Consider the following 13463-nt stretch of genomic DNA (forward strand, 5'->3'; position numbering starts at 1 on the left):
GCGGTGCTGCGTGGTGTGTGGACCTGGATGGCCGGCCATGTCGATGAGAAGACACACCTCTGGGTGCACCGGAAACCGTAAGCCCCCCTTGAGGGGAGAGGCCTTTGCAGTAAGAGGCACTCGGAAGACCGAAGCGTGCTCGAAACGAAATGACGGCTTCGAGCCCGACCTTGCACCTATCAAGTCGCGCGTTGCTTCGCTGCTCCAGGCCGCGGCATGATTCTTGCAAATGGGACAAAGATTGATATATTTGCTATACAAATAACAGATCATATCTGGGGTAGCGGCTTATGCATTTCCTCTTGCAGACTGAAGAGGACGTCACTGCCATCGTCGCTGAGGCGACGGAAGGTGCCTATGGCGCATGCCACGTCATGAGCTACGAGCATCTCGAGGTTCATGCCACTCAAAGCGGTATGCTTATGGTTTTTGTTGGGGATCTCGAGGGCCCGGAGCACCTGCCTGAACGCCAAAAGGCGAGCCGTTTCGCTGAGGCGGCGGAAGCGGCCCTCTCGCTCGAGCTGGATGCGCTCGCCGACGGTTATCGCAGGCTGATCCGGGAGAGCCTTCCCTCTGGCCGCAACCTTGCCGTCAAGACGGCGCTGAACCGGGTTCGGGTACAGGAGCAGTTCCTGGCCGGGCTGGATATGGCCGATCAGGCTGACGCATGCGAGTTGCTGCGACTGTCGAAATCGAACCCATCCGCGACCCTGCGGCGCGTGGAGGATCGCGGCGAGCTCATCCGCATTGACCGGGACGGACGCCCTTCTTATCCGCTCTTTCAGTTCGATGTGGAGAACGGGCGCATTTATCCGGTGATCCGCGAGATCAACCGTCTTCGCCCAGAGGCATGGAGCAATTTCCGTCTGTGCTATTGGATGGGCCGCAAGCATGCCGATTTCGGGCGGGCGCCCGCGGAACTCCTGGGGAAGGCAGATGCAGAGATCATCGACGCTTTCCGGCGGGCTATCGAGCCAGTGGTGCATGGCTGATGTCGGCAATGATCGTCATTGAGATAGCGGAACCGGCGCCGGGAAACTTTCGAGCTCCGCTCTCCAGGGAGCTGCCAGCCGGCACGGAGCTGCACCGGATCCATCATGGCGATTACGGGTCCTGTCAGTTCAACGAGACGGCTCACGGCAATGCGCGCTTCTCCCCGATCCGCGATGCGCGGGGCGCTATCATCCCGACCATTTATGCCGGTCAGTCCTTTCGTTGTGCGAGCTGCGAGATCATCTTGCGCGCGCCAGATGCGGCCCCGGACCCCGGCGCGCTGACGGTGGTGTCTCCACAGGACTTCGAGGCTTATCAGCACTCTGCAATTCAGACCAGGCGGGACCTGCAGCTGGTCGACCTGACCGCGTTGGGGCAGCGCGCGGTGGGGGTAATGGGCAATGCGCTGCTCAGCGGCGGCACGCTCCGCTATCCGTCGACACGGGCCTGGGCGGAGGCCATCCACAGCCATGTGAGATGGGCGGAAGGGATTTTCTACACCTCGTACCAGTGCGGTCCTGAATTTGCGATGGTGCTCTTCGGAGATCGCTGCCCCGACACCTTGGATGAGATTGCGCCAGCGCGTCCGGTACGCGCGGCCTCGGTCGAGGACGAGATCCGCGCGATCGGGGAAATGATCGGGATCGAATACGTCGACATCTGACCATATATAGGGCTTCAGGGCGCAATCATCGGGAGCGCTGACCCGGCTGGACATGTGTCCTGGTTCTTCACGACTTGGTCGGAGCCGCAGTTGGCCGAAGTGCGACCCTGACGGAAGATCATCGACAGGATCCGACAGGTCGGCGAGGATGATCTGCCGAACCATTTAATGCAAAAGGCCCCTCCTTGAGGGGAGAGGCCTTCTTCACTCGTACCGGTAACTCAAGGCACACTTTACTCCACAACAACGACGGTGCTTCCGTTCGTTCCCAACGTGCCGAGGGACACAACGGAAGCGTTGGTCAGCGACGTTGAGATCTCTGTGCCGAGGGCGTTTGTGCCGGTGCGGACACTTGAGATGACGGCAATGCCGAGGCCAACGATGGCGGCGGTTAGAACGACCCAATCCACAGTTACGGCACCAGATTCGTCCGTGCAGAATGCCCAAAGTTTCTTAATAGCAGCCAAAGAAGATCCTCCCGTCGAGATGCAGTTCTGATGTCGGGGGCTGCAACGCCTTGCGCTGCCTTCCCTGACAAGGCCAGAATGATTGGTTAACAGGGTGTTAATTTGCGCTGATTGCGGAAGTTTCTGGATTTATCCCGGGCGCAAATGTGATCTGTTTTCGCCTCTTTGGCTGCTCGCAGGCCCACCTTGATCCCCAGATGCCGTCGAAATGCGCAGTCGGAGGCGGTGACATCATCAAAGCCGAGGGGCACGACCCGTTCGAGGCTTGCTTAGGTGCGTGTGCGTGCCTTCCGCCAGGTTAGATGCCCAGCCGACGAAATCTCTTCCGGGCTGATCGATTTTGACTTCGTGGTTCATAGAGGCAAAATGGCATGACGCTCGACACGCAACAAATCTCTTCCCCATGGGGACATCACAAGCACCATGATGTTCTGCTGCGCCGCATGTGGGCACTGTCTTGTAGGTCTGCGGCCTCAGGGCGTGCTTCGCCCGAGCGTGCATCGCCCGAGGCGCGGACGTCTCTCACAGCCATAGAATCAGGAAGCCGAGCGCTCCGCAGGCCAAGGCCAGGTTGCTCAGGAGGCGGCTCCAGAAGTCTTTTTGAGGTCTTGGTGGATCATGCGGAGGGAGCGCGTTCATGATGCGGAGCGCCAGGAAGAAGGCGCCCAAGCATAGCAGCATATAGGCTAGCAAGATTGGCCTCGTTGTGTGTTTCGGCGATCCATCGCGATGGCTCCTGAGGTGCTACCGATGGACTTGGGCGGTGTCACCAGATTTGTTTCTGCGGCTAAGTTTTCGGTGTCTGTGAGCTTTGGGTATCGGGATTTTCTGTCTGCGAAGGCTCATGGTGGGCGTGGCGGCACAATGTCTGTGTCGAGAGCTCGTGGGGCGTCCGGCTAGGGTTCCAGACGCTGTGTGGTTCCGTCTTCGAAGGTCAGACTTTCGACATGGCGCAAGGTGATGGTTCCTTGTGCGCTGATGGCTCTGTAGAGAGACGCTTCTCGTTGGATATCCCAGAGGGTTGCCGAGCCTGGGAGCTGTGCGGTGTCGTCACCGTCGCCACCGTCGATGAGGTTGTCGATCTGGGCTTGGATGATGTCGTCGCCGGCTCCGGCCAGGAGGACGTCCCGGCGTCCCGGGCGCCCCGCCATTTGATCCGGCCCTTCCGTGCCTTGATGCCATTGACCGGGTTCGAATGTCCCTTCGCTGCGGGTTTCCCAAGGGGCTCCTGCGGTCTCATTCCATTGGTCGAGGACGGCGGCGCGGGGGTTGGTGTCGCCCAGATGCCGCCTCGCGCCCCAACTCCCCCATTTGGTCGGTGTGGTGACTTCAACAAAGGCGTTGAAGGCTTCTCCGCCGACGGCTTGCCAGCCTTCAAGAAGCTCGCGATAGAGGCCGGCAATGTCGGTTGAGTAATTGTAGGCGATCAGGAAGCGGGTGATCGTGTCGTCATCCACGGTGGGCCCATAGCCTGCGACATGAGTGCCGCCTTCATACATGACCAACCGCAACTGATGCTCTCGAGCGACCCTGGCATGATAGGGGAGTTGTTCTGTCAGGAGGGTGTGGAGGGATCCCGCTCGCAGCAACTCGGTCACGTGTTGTGTCGCGGTGCCTGCCTGTAGCCAATCATGCAGCTGCGGGAGGAGAGCTTCGTCTCCGATTTCATGGCCGAAGTAGCCGGTGACGGCATAGGCGTCGAAGGATTGCCAAGGGGGCTGTCGGCCTTCTGCGACGGCGAGTGGGGCCTCCATCAGAGGGCTTTCCAGACCAAGCCATCCTGTTTGGACGCCGAGCACACGGACCAGCCGCTCCGGGTGCAGCGTGAACACATTTGCCCAGATGTCGGCGATCTGTGCGGCGCGCAGTCCTGCGAATTGCATCCAGCTATCGCCGCCTTCTACATTCCATCGCAGGCGTGCCTGTTCTGCGGCCCAATGTGCTTGTGGGAAGATGAAGTTCCAGACTTCGTTCGACCATTCTGCATAGACATGCAGGCGGGGATCGAGGCTGTCGCGCACCTGTGTGGCGAAGGCGCGGGCATAGTCATCGTCAGCCCCGTGGGGAAGCGTGAACCAGGGATCGGCGGCAAGAAGATTGGCCAGTTCGACCATGACTTCGACGGGCGCGCCGTTTCGGGCATAGGTGTAATCCGACAGGCGGGGTCTATCCTCCCAGCTCACGTGCTCGGAGCCATTGGTCTGCATCCAGTCCATGAAGCGTATGATACGCAGGCCGTGCAGCAAGGCGATCCAATCCGGATTGAAGGTGGCCCCCAGCTCGTAAAGAGGAATCCGATCTTCCCGGACAACGACAATCGAACGGATAGGTTGCGCAGGATCGATCCGTGTCAGGCGCAGGCCGACCGCACCCCCCCCAGGCGCGAAGTCGAACCATAGAGCACCATCACGGGCGACGACATTGCGGGCCCGGCCTGAGATTTCCAAGCGCCCCTCGCCTTCCCATGTGACCCTGTAGCGGCCCGCGATGCGTCCGGCGTCCTCGGGGAGATCCGTCAGGATCAGCGTCTCGAGCGCATCCAGCGTATCCGGCAGGTATCGGGGCCACCCGTCAGGGTCGAGGACACCGGCAGCTTCCAGCTCCTGCCAGGTCATCCCTCCCCATTGCCCGGGCAGATGGCCGATCCAGGGCCGTGCCGTCTTCATCACGTCAAGGAAGGGCTGTGCTACAGTCCAGTCATTAATGCCGGTCAATCCCATTGCGAGGGCCGGATCAGGAGAGGTGGGTGCGTGCAAGTTCGAGGGTAGGGTGAGTTCGGGGGCAGAGGACGAGCTGGGCAGGCCGACGGTGCGTGCCTCGATGAGTGGCGGTGAAGGGGTTGCGTGGCTTTGGCTGCGGATCTGCTGCAAGATTGTGGCTTGGCGCTCGTGCAACTCGGCGGAGAACGAGGCGGGGAGTGCCAGGCTGGGAAGGGGGGCCTCGTAGAGTGTCGCAAAAACGACCAAAGCGGCCAACCAGGCTCGCTCTGCAGGGGACGGAGCGGGGGTTCCGGCGAGGGGATGTCCGGTCTGCCAAAGGCTGGCCACGAGAGGAGCTGCGGGAATGATCCCGACCGGGTGATCATTGGCGCGGGCGGAGAGGTTTGCGGCCAACGTTTCCGCGCGGTGAGGATCTGTGCTCGTCTCCAGGAGCCAAGACGATGCCTGGCGCCGTTGGCCCCGCGACCAGTTCAGGAGGCGTGCGAGATCGTCGATCTGTGGCTCACCTTCTGGCAAAGCCAGGATGAAGGTGTCTATCTCCGAGCGCCGGAACGATGTTTGCAAGACGGGTGCAAGCTCGGGGATCTGCCAGCCGGTTTGAGGGGGTAGGGAGCGGGCTTGTTCGCTCAGATCTCCGCCTTGGCCATTGCCTTCGAGGGGCACATCGGCGGCGGCTGCCAACCTTGCAAGCCAGGTGAGGACACTGGTTTCGGGGGAAGCGCTATCCTCATGCACGAGCGCGTTTCCAAACACGTAGAGGCCTCTGGCCTGCAGTGTGAGCGGTGCACACAGAAAGAAAGCGATCAGAAGGACGTATTTCATGAGTGGTTTTCCAACTCAGGAAACAGGATTGGTTTTGGTTTCCTGCCCAGAACCCAATCATAGACCGCGCGAATTTGATGTGCCTTCGCGGCCCAGGTCAAGTGCTGCTCCACCCGCGCGCGGGCTGCGGTGCCCATGCGTGTGGCGGTGTCCGGGGCCTCGGCCAGATCCGTGAGGGCCGATCGGAAGCCTGCGACGATCCCCTCTCGAGAGGCCAGCGGGACTTTGACGGCGGTGTCTGATGTCACCAGTTCTGGCGGCCCTGCATAGTCCACGATCACGGGCAGGAGGCCCATGGCCATGGCTTCGACGACCACGCCGCCTCCGAATTCCCGAATTGAAGGCAGGGCCATCACCGAGCAGGTGGCGGCGACATCTTGAACATGGCGATGTTCAAGCCAGCCATGGAAGGTGACGGCTTGCGTCACCTGGAGGGCTTCGGCGAGGGCCTTCAGTTCGGGCAAGAGGGGGCCGTCGCCAATCATGTCGAGATGCATGCGACCCTCGCGCAGCAAGGGGGCGGCGGCTTCGATCAGCATGTCAGGCCCTTTGTAGGGAACCATTCTGCCAATGAAGCAGGCCCGCAGCTGGCTGCCATCCGTCGCGGCACGCTTGGTGAAGCGCGAGGGGTCGACGGCGTTCTCGGGGAGCATGACCCTGCGATCGTGCAGCGCCTTGGGGATTTCGCTGGCGGTGTGCCGACTGCCCGTAAGGATGGCGGCCGCATTGCGGAGTGTGCGCCGGCGACCGGGCAGCGCCTGATACGCGGAGCGCACATAGGACAGCCACTCGCGCTCGCGCCGGCGCTCGGCGTCGAAGCTCTTTGGCCAGGGGACGCCCCCATTCAGAGGGCCGAGGATGAAGGGGACGCCGATCCTGGCACATTTTTGGGCCAGAGAGCTGGAGATCGTTGGGGAGAGCGGGGTGATGCGATGGACGATGTCCCATTCGCCCGCTTTGAGACTTCTGGAGAATTTCTTCCAGATCAGACGCTCGAACAGGGGATAGGCGAGGGCGTTGGCCAATTGGATGATCGTCCATCCCTTTCCCGCCCCGCCCCGCAGGCGGTCGCCGATCTTGTAGAGGGGCCGTGCCAAAGCTTCGGAGTCGATGGCTGTAAAATCTCGTCCTTCCACCAGTCCGGCTCTGAGCAGAGCCTCCCGGTTGCGGATCTGTGTGACGAGATGGACATCTGCGACATCGAGCAGGGCTTGTGACAGGGACCAGCCAATCAGCGGGACGCTGACCCATTCAGGGTTTGCGGCTTCTGCGATCAGCAGGACGCGGGGCCTTTGCTCGACATTGGGCACGGAGGGATCCTTCTTGAAAGAGGGGGAGGGGCTGTCCGCGAGGGACTTTCCTGTGGCTTTTGAGGCACAGGCGTAGTCTCGGGTGTGGTCCTGCCTCGGGGTCACTTAACGGGCGGCGGCGGGTGTCCAGTTCGGGAGGGGGTCCTCCATTTCGTCGGGGTCCCAGATCGCGTCGCGTGCCTCTTGTCCCCCCATGCCTGCAGGGGCGTAGGTTGTGGTGATTTCCCAAGCGATTTGAGTGAAGTAGTCCTGCAGGTTCGAGGAGACTTCGGGTAGTCTGTAGAGCTGCGATTGGGTGCGCAGGTCTCGTTGGTAGAGGGCCGTGAGCATCAGGCAGGCGAGCCCGTATCCCCCGATGTCATTGGTGTGGATGTCATCTCGGAAAAGGTCTTGCATCCGGGCAAGATCGGGGACGGTCCCGGCGCTGAGGTCGTCCCACAGGCGGGCCATCCACAGATGACCGGGAAAGACCCAGACTTGCCAGATGTCGGGCAGGTTCGGGTAGAAGGGGCGCAATTTCCAGGTCGCGTATTGCGCGATGAACTGGAAGCTGCGGCCGTATTCTGGCAAGGCGGCGCGGAAATTGTCGAATTCCTGCCAGCTCTCTGTCCAGTTCGGGGGGTCTGGGCGCCACATCGCCAACGATGGCCATATAGACCACAGAATGATGTCTTGAGCGCCTTCTCCGCCATTGCCGTTCTCCAGGGCGTTTGCGGCAAATCTGCAGAGGTAATCTAACGCGTCATTCATGCCGGGGGCGTCGGAGGGGCGTGCGACGCGGGGCGGGGGGCCGCCTTCTGTGATTACCAGGGTGTCGAAATCACGGATGTGCCATCGCGCATCGGCCGTAGGGTCTGTGGGTCTGAGATCTCCCGCAGAATTGCGCCACCGCCAGGCCAGAGGCGAGCCAGGGATCGTCGATTTGACGAATTTTGTGTCGACATCGTCTATCCCCAGGCTTTCTGCGAGGAGCCTGATCGTCCCAGGCCAAGGGCCGGTGTGGATGTAGGAATCGGTCAGGCTGTGGCCGCTGTGGATACTGCGCGCGTTGGTGCCGGAGGGGGCGCGCAGGCCCCAGGCTGAGTGTTGGGCGAGGCTTGGGGTGGGGAGCCCGACGGTTGTCGCGACGATGGCAGAGAGGCCGGAGCCGATCAGGGCTCTGCGTGAGACGGCTGAGGTTGGTTGTGGCGCGGGAGAGGCAGACGCCGTGGGACCTTTTTTGTGCGTTTTGGGCGGCATCATCCTGTCTCCTTGAGGGGTGTGGCAGGTGGCAGGACGGCCAAGGCGTCCCGGTGTTCCTTGTTTTGTGGTGTGGAAGATTGTCTTGTTTTTTCTCAGGGTCGCATAGGGGGCTGTTGGGTGGATCCAATTGTCTTGGGTGGATCTGGGTGCAATATTCGGAGATACTTATGGCTGAATTATGGACGGGATGATCAAACTCCAGGGGCTTGTGAGTACTTGATCTGCCAACTGACCTGGGCCATTTTCTCGACGCCCAAGTCCCTTGGTCCAGAGGGTTTGGGCCAAAGGGTTTGGGGACGTCTCTCCTTGCTCCCGGTGCTGTTGGTGCCAGCACCGGTAATGTCGTGTAGATGAGTAGGAGCCTCTTGAGCGTCCGGACACTGCCCTTGATGCCGAGCCAGCTCGGTCTTCTCTACGAGAGCGTGCTCTCGGGGAAGCCATCGTTGAATGTGCTGCAGGTTGTCGTGCGCTTCCGTGATGAGGGGCTCGATATGTCTGCGATGGAACAGGCGTGGCGTGAGCTTGCGGAACGCTACGATGTCTTGCGCTCAACACTCGAGCCTCTTTCCCCGGAGGGCCCGCGGCAGTGTTTTTGGCCCAAGGTGGAGACACAGATTTCCCGGGAGGACTGGTCAGGTCATGGAGGGGAGTTCGAGACGGCTTTGACTGACTGGCTCGAGGCGGATCGCCGGGCGGGCCTGGATGTCGAGCGCGCGCCCGCATGGCGTGTCGCAGCTTTGGAGGGAGGGTCTGAACAGGGTGCCATGGTATGGACCTTCCATCACGCCATGCTCGACGGGAATGGCTACAGGGTCCTTCTGGAGGATTTTTTCGATCTCTACGACGGCCGGCGATCTGGGCGTGCTCTGTCTCCTGTGTCGCAAGAAGGCCCAGGGTTTGCCGATCATGTCAGTGCCGTAGCGGCTCTCGACCACACAAAAGCCCTGGCCTATTATGAATGGCTGTTGGACGGGTTCGACGGCCCGAATGAGTTGGCGCCGGCTTTCGCGCGGGGGGTGTCAAACGAGGTCGATGCTCAGGAGCGGCGCACGCTATCGTCTCGCCTGAAGACGTCGCAGTCCCTGGCGCTGCATGAGCGGGCGCAGCGCGTCGGGGTCAGTGCCTCGGCGATGATTTCAGCGGCTTGGGGGCTGGTCCTCGCCCGATGCTCTGGACGCGATGAGGCCGTGTTCGGCATGACGCGATCTGGGCGGCATCTTTTGCCCGAGGGGCGCCGTATTGCAGGCTGCCAGATCAATACGCTGCCTATGCGTGTGCGTCTCAAGGATCAGACGCTGGATGGTTTGCTGCGCCAGTTGCGGGCGGACATGGTGGCGACCCGGCCTCATGAACATGTCCCGTTGAACGCGATTATAGAGCGTTGCGATTTACCGTCAGGCCAGGCTTTGTTCGATACGATTGTCCTGTTCGACCGAGGATCCTTGCCGGAACAGATGAAGGGCGTTGGTGGGGAGCGTCGGCAGGTCGATGAATACAGCCAGATGGCGACCATGCTCACGCTGTCGGCTTATGATGATCCGGCCATGCTCTTGCGCTTGGAATACGATCCGGGTCGACTTTCTGACGAGGGTGCAGGCCGGCTCTTTGAGTATTTCGTCCGCCTTCTGTCGGTGATGATTGACGCAGAAGATGTGCCCTTGGGGGCGCTGTGCATGCTGGCTGACGGCGAGGTTGCGCGGCTCCGGGCCCGCGCTGGGGGGGATGCTTCCTCTCTGGACACCCGTGGCGTCATCGACCGGTTTGAGGCAGTGGTGAGGGCTCATCCGCACTGGACCGCGCTTGAGGCGGTGGGGGGAGAAGAAACCCTGTCCTATGCCGGGCTTGATGCTCGGGCCAATCACCTTGCGTTTTGCTTGCGCGAGCAGGGGGTTGGGCCAGGTGACATCGTGGGGCTGGCGCTGCCTCGGGGGCCGGAATTTGTCGCCGCAATGCTGGGCGTGTTGAAGGCACAGGCTGCTTTCTTGCCGTTGGACCCGGATTTCCCGACGGCGGCGCTGGACGACATGTTGGGCCGGGCCAAGGTCGCGGCGCTGTTCGCCGAGCGGCGGCAGGCGGAGAGATTGTCCGCAGGCGCGATCCCGGTGCTGCGGGTCGACGACAGGTCTCTGGATGGCCTCAGCATCAGCCCGCCCCCACGTGCGCCCCTGGACCCCGAGAGCCCGGCCTATGTGATCTACACCTCGGGGTCGACTGGCAAGCCCAAGGGCGTCGTCCTGCCTCACCGCGCCTTTACGCATCATGCTAGCGCAATGATCCGCGCCTTTGGTTTGACGCCCGAGGACCGCGTCCTGCAATTTGCCAGCCTGAATTTTGATGTCTCCATCGAGGAGATCGTGCCGACGCTGCTGGCCGGGGCGCGGCTTGTCCTGCGGGATAATGCCACGGCGCAATCGGTGCCGCATTTGCTGAATACGTTGCAGGCTCACCGGATTAGTGTGGCTAATCTGCCGACGGCCTTTTGGCATGTGCTCGTGGCCGATCTGGCGGAGGCGCCCCGGGTCGTCCCCTTGCCTGATAGCCTGCGGCTGATGATTGTCGGCGGCGAGCGGGTCTCGGGGGAGGCTCTGTCGCGCTGGCTGCAGATGTATCCTGACCTGCGCTGGCTCAATGGTTACGGCCCGACCGAGGCCGCGGTGACGGCGACACTCTATGATACCGATGCGCCGGCTTATGATGGAGGCGAAGTGCCGATCGGTGCTCCTGTCGCCCATGTGCGCGCCGAGATCCGCACCCCCGAGGGCAGCCTTGCGCCGGACGGGGTGGCGGGTGAGCTGTGGCTCAGTGGTCCCGGATTGGCTCTCGGGTATCTGGGTATGCCCGAGCAGACGGCCGAAGTCTTCGTGTCGACGCTGGGCGTGGATCCTGTCCCCTCGTATCGTACGGGCGACAAGGCGGCGTGGCGCGAAGATGGGGCCTTGGCCTATCTCGGGCGGATCGACCGGCAGATCAAATTGCGGGGCTACCGGATCGAGCTGGGGGCGATCGAAGCGGCGCTCGAAGCCGACCCGGCGGTCATGCTGGCTGCCGTGGGGCTTGATCGTCCGGGCAGTGACCAGGCCCGCCTGTTGGCCTGGGTACGCTTCATCGACACGGAGGATATCGCGGCGCTGACGGCGCGGGTGGGGGAGGCCCTGCCTGGTTACATGCTGCCGCAGCTTGTTCCTGTCACGGATTTCCCGCGCAAGCCCAGTGGCAAGATCGACATCGCGCGCCTGCCGCGGCCTGATCGTGGCGCTGAGGGCGATGCCCTCGCGGATGTCGCCCCTGCCGATGCCGAGACCGCCAAGGTGCAGGCGATTTTTGCGGGACTGCTGGGGCACAAGCGCGTCGGTCCGGATGAGAGCTTTTTCGACCTCGGAGGGCATTCGCTGCTCTCGGTGCGGTTGATGAGCTTGCTGGAGCGTGACTTCGGTCGCCGTCTGCCGCTGGCCACGCTGTTTCAGGGGCCGACGCCGCGCCAGATCGCCGCTGAGCTGACGGGTTCAAGGCCTGATGGCGGGGTGGTCAATTGCCTGGTGTCCATCCAGCCGGAGGGGCATTTGCCGCCGCTGTACGCGATCCATATCTTGGGTGAGCAAGGGGCGTTTTTTCGTCCCTTGGGGGAGATGCTGCGGCCCGACCAGCCCGTGATCGGGCTGACACTGGACCTGCTGGAGGCTGAGGCGCCGACGACGTTGCCCGATATTGCCGCGATCTATCGTGCCAATATCGACCGGCACCAGCCGCAAGGGCCGATACGACTGATCGCCGTCTCGCAGGGCGCGTATATCGCCTATGAGTTGGCGCAGCAGCTGATCGCGGCCGGGCGTGAGGTGAGCATGGTCTTCATGCTGGATGCCTCCGGGCCTGGCGGCCGCCCGCGGCGGGGACGCCGCAAGGGTATCCGTCATTACGCGAGCCGTCTGATCCGAGATTTCCCAGGCATTGTTCGTCATCGCGTTGCCCGTTGGCAAGATGAGGCCAGTTTCCACGTTGAGAAGTTTCGGCTGCGCTTTGCGCGTCACCGCCTGACGCCCAATCTCCCTCTCGTCAAAAGTAATGTTGCGGCGCATCAGGCCGCGATTGATCTCGCGATCTCAGCCTATCAGCCAGAGACTTACCCGGGGCACATCACCGTGTTCCGGGCGACAGGGGAAGAGTTGGACACCCCAGAAGGTATTGCATCGGCTTTGGGATGGCGGGTTGTCGTGGGGGATCGCGTGCAGCTCATCGAGACAGGTGGCACGCATCTGAGCATGCTGCACGAGCCTTATGTCAGCGAGCTTGCGCAGCATCTTCGCCCGCTGCTGTATCTCGGTTCGCCCCAGTAATCCGGCCTGGTAATCGCCCCAGAATCGCGGGAGGCGATGCTGCGCTTGCGTGTGCGACACATCTGCCCTCTTGGCGTCTGACGGGAGCCTGGCGTGCCGCCGAGCCTAGCCGCTCACCAAGACAATGCGGGGCGTTCAGGGGGCGAGGTCCGGGGACGGCTTTTGACCGGGAGCCGCCGGCGTAATGTGAGGGCAGGACCCGACTGTCGGCCCCAGGCTGCGCATTCCCGCCGGCAGGGCTTGCCATCCGAGACCCATGCCCAAGGTGCTGAGAGGGCCCAAGGCGCTGTCTGGGGGCTGTGTAAGGGGCTGCGGCCGGTGCGGTTCCCTGCCCGAGCGCCTTGTGGCGCGCGCTGTGTGATCTTTCTGCGGGGCCTCTGCTCCAGTAGGAAGCCCAGCCCGACGCGGGAGTCATCTCGTTTCGGATTGCTTTTTGCTATCAACGAGATACGCGCAGGCCTCCGAGAGGATCGACACGGCTTTTCGGGTCGCCTCTTCGAGGCCTTCATGGATGGAAATCTCGGGGATGGTCACGACCACCGGCGGCGTGCCAGGTTCCGTAGATTTTTCAAAAACAATATCGGCACAACCACGCGTGCTGATGTACGAGATTTTTGAGACACGCCACTCTACCATGGGGATATTTTTCTCACTCTGCACAATCCAGGGTTTTTTAGGCGAGAGAAGTAAAGGCAAGGTTTATATTGCCAAGGCAACACGACCAAGGGAAGGGCTTAGAGGCTTACTACATAAAATTTCCCTCGGAGCCTGTCGGGGGGGTATAAAAAAGCCGCCCGAAACTCGGGCGGCAAAGAAAAGGCAGATAGTGTGGGACAGTACCTAACACTAATCGCATACGATTCGTGAAGCAATGATAAACATATATCTGTCCTGCAGCTTGCGACCGATGATTT

Annotated in this window: 7 protein-coding genes; 3 read left to right on the plus strand and 4 right to left on the minus strand. The window is 61.9% G+C overall.

Annotated elements, in window-relative coordinates; translation table 11 throughout:
- Positions 1 to 290 precede the first annotated feature (290 nt).
- Both BCY78_RS24765 and BCY78_RS19530 read left to right on the plus strand, forming a co-directional pair.
- Positions 291 to 992 (plus strand): hypothetical protein, encoded by a 702-nt coding sequence (locus tag BCY78_RS24765; protein ID WP_083195170.1) that lies wholly within the window; start codon positions 291 to 293, stop codon positions 990 to 992.
- Entirely contained in the window at positions 992 to 1657 is a 666-nt protein-coding gene (locus BCY78_RS19530) for an RES family NAD+ phosphorylase (protein ID WP_199523182.1), read from the plus strand. The genes BCY78_RS24765 and BCY78_RS19530 overlap by 1 nt, the downstream gene beginning before the upstream one ends.
- 1363 nt (positions 1658 to 3020) lie before the next feature.
- Here the strand turns inward: BCY78_RS19530 and BCY78_RS19535 are convergent.
- The 3 genes from BCY78_RS19535 to BCY78_RS19545 form a co-directional block, all read right to left on the minus strand.
- Entirely contained in the window at positions 3021 to 5666 is a 2646-nt protein-coding gene (locus tag BCY78_RS19535; RefSeq protein WP_139103232.1) for a calcium-binding protein, read from the minus strand.
- The gene (locus BCY78_RS19540; RefSeq protein ID WP_068305210.1) at positions 5663 to 6976 is read right to left on the minus strand and encodes a glycosyltransferase family 4 protein; all 1314 of its coding nucleotides are present in this window, start codon (positions 6974 to 6976) and stop codon (positions 5663 to 5665) included. Before BCY78_RS19540 ends, BCY78_RS19535 begins: the two co-directional genes overlap by 4 nt.
- 105 nt (positions 6977 to 7081) lie before the next feature.
- Positions 7082 to 8218: a hypothetical protein gene (locus BCY78_RS19545; RefSeq protein ID WP_068305212.1), complete on the minus strand. Its 1137-nt coding sequence runs from the start codon at positions 8216 to 8218 to the stop codon at positions 7082 to 7084.
- A 389-nt stretch (positions 8219 to 8607) separates the two neighbouring features.
- Here BCY78_RS19545 and BCY78_RS19550 point away from each other — a divergent pair, with 389 nt between their 5' ends.
- Complete coding sequence (locus BCY78_RS19550) at positions 8608 to 12549, plus strand: non-ribosomal peptide synthetase (protein WP_068305214.1); 3942 nt, start codon at positions 8608 to 8610, stop codon at positions 12547 to 12549.
- A 411-nt stretch (positions 12550 to 12960) separates the two neighbouring features.
- On the opposite strand, the gene BCY78_RS25325 is transcribed toward BCY78_RS19550, so the two are convergent.
- Positions 12961 to 13245, minus strand: coding sequence for a hypothetical protein (locus BCY78_RS25325; RefSeq protein WP_139103233.1), 285 nt, complete (start codon positions 13243 to 13245; stop codon positions 12961 to 12963).
- Positions 13246 to 13463 lie beyond the last annotated feature (218 nt).

It is taken from the genome of Pararhodobacter sp. CCB-MM2 (genome assembly GCF_001691415.1).
GTDB lineage: Bacteria > Pseudomonadota > Alphaproteobacteria > Rhodobacterales > Rhodobacteraceae > Pararhodobacter.

Coding starts and splice junctions, on each gene's coding strand:
- BCY78_RS24765 (WP_083195170.1), top strand. CDS start 291: ATGCATTTCCTCTTGCAGACTGAAGAGGACGTCACTGCCATCGTCGCT.
- BCY78_RS19530 (WP_199523182.1), top strand. CDS start 992: ATGTCGGCAATGATCGTCATTGAGATAGCGGAACCGGCGCCGGGAAAC.
- BCY78_RS19535 (WP_139103232.1), bottom strand. CDS start 5,666: ATGAAATACGTCCTTCTGATCGCTTTCTTTCTGTGTGCACCGCTCACA.
- BCY78_RS19545 (WP_068305212.1), bottom strand. CDS start 8,218: ATGATGCCGCCCAAAACGCACAAAAAAGGTCCCACGGCGTCTGCCTCT.
- BCY78_RS19550 (WP_068305214.1), top strand. CDS start 8,608: ATGCCGAGCCAGCTCGGTCTTCTCTACGAGAGCGTGCTCTCGGGGAAG.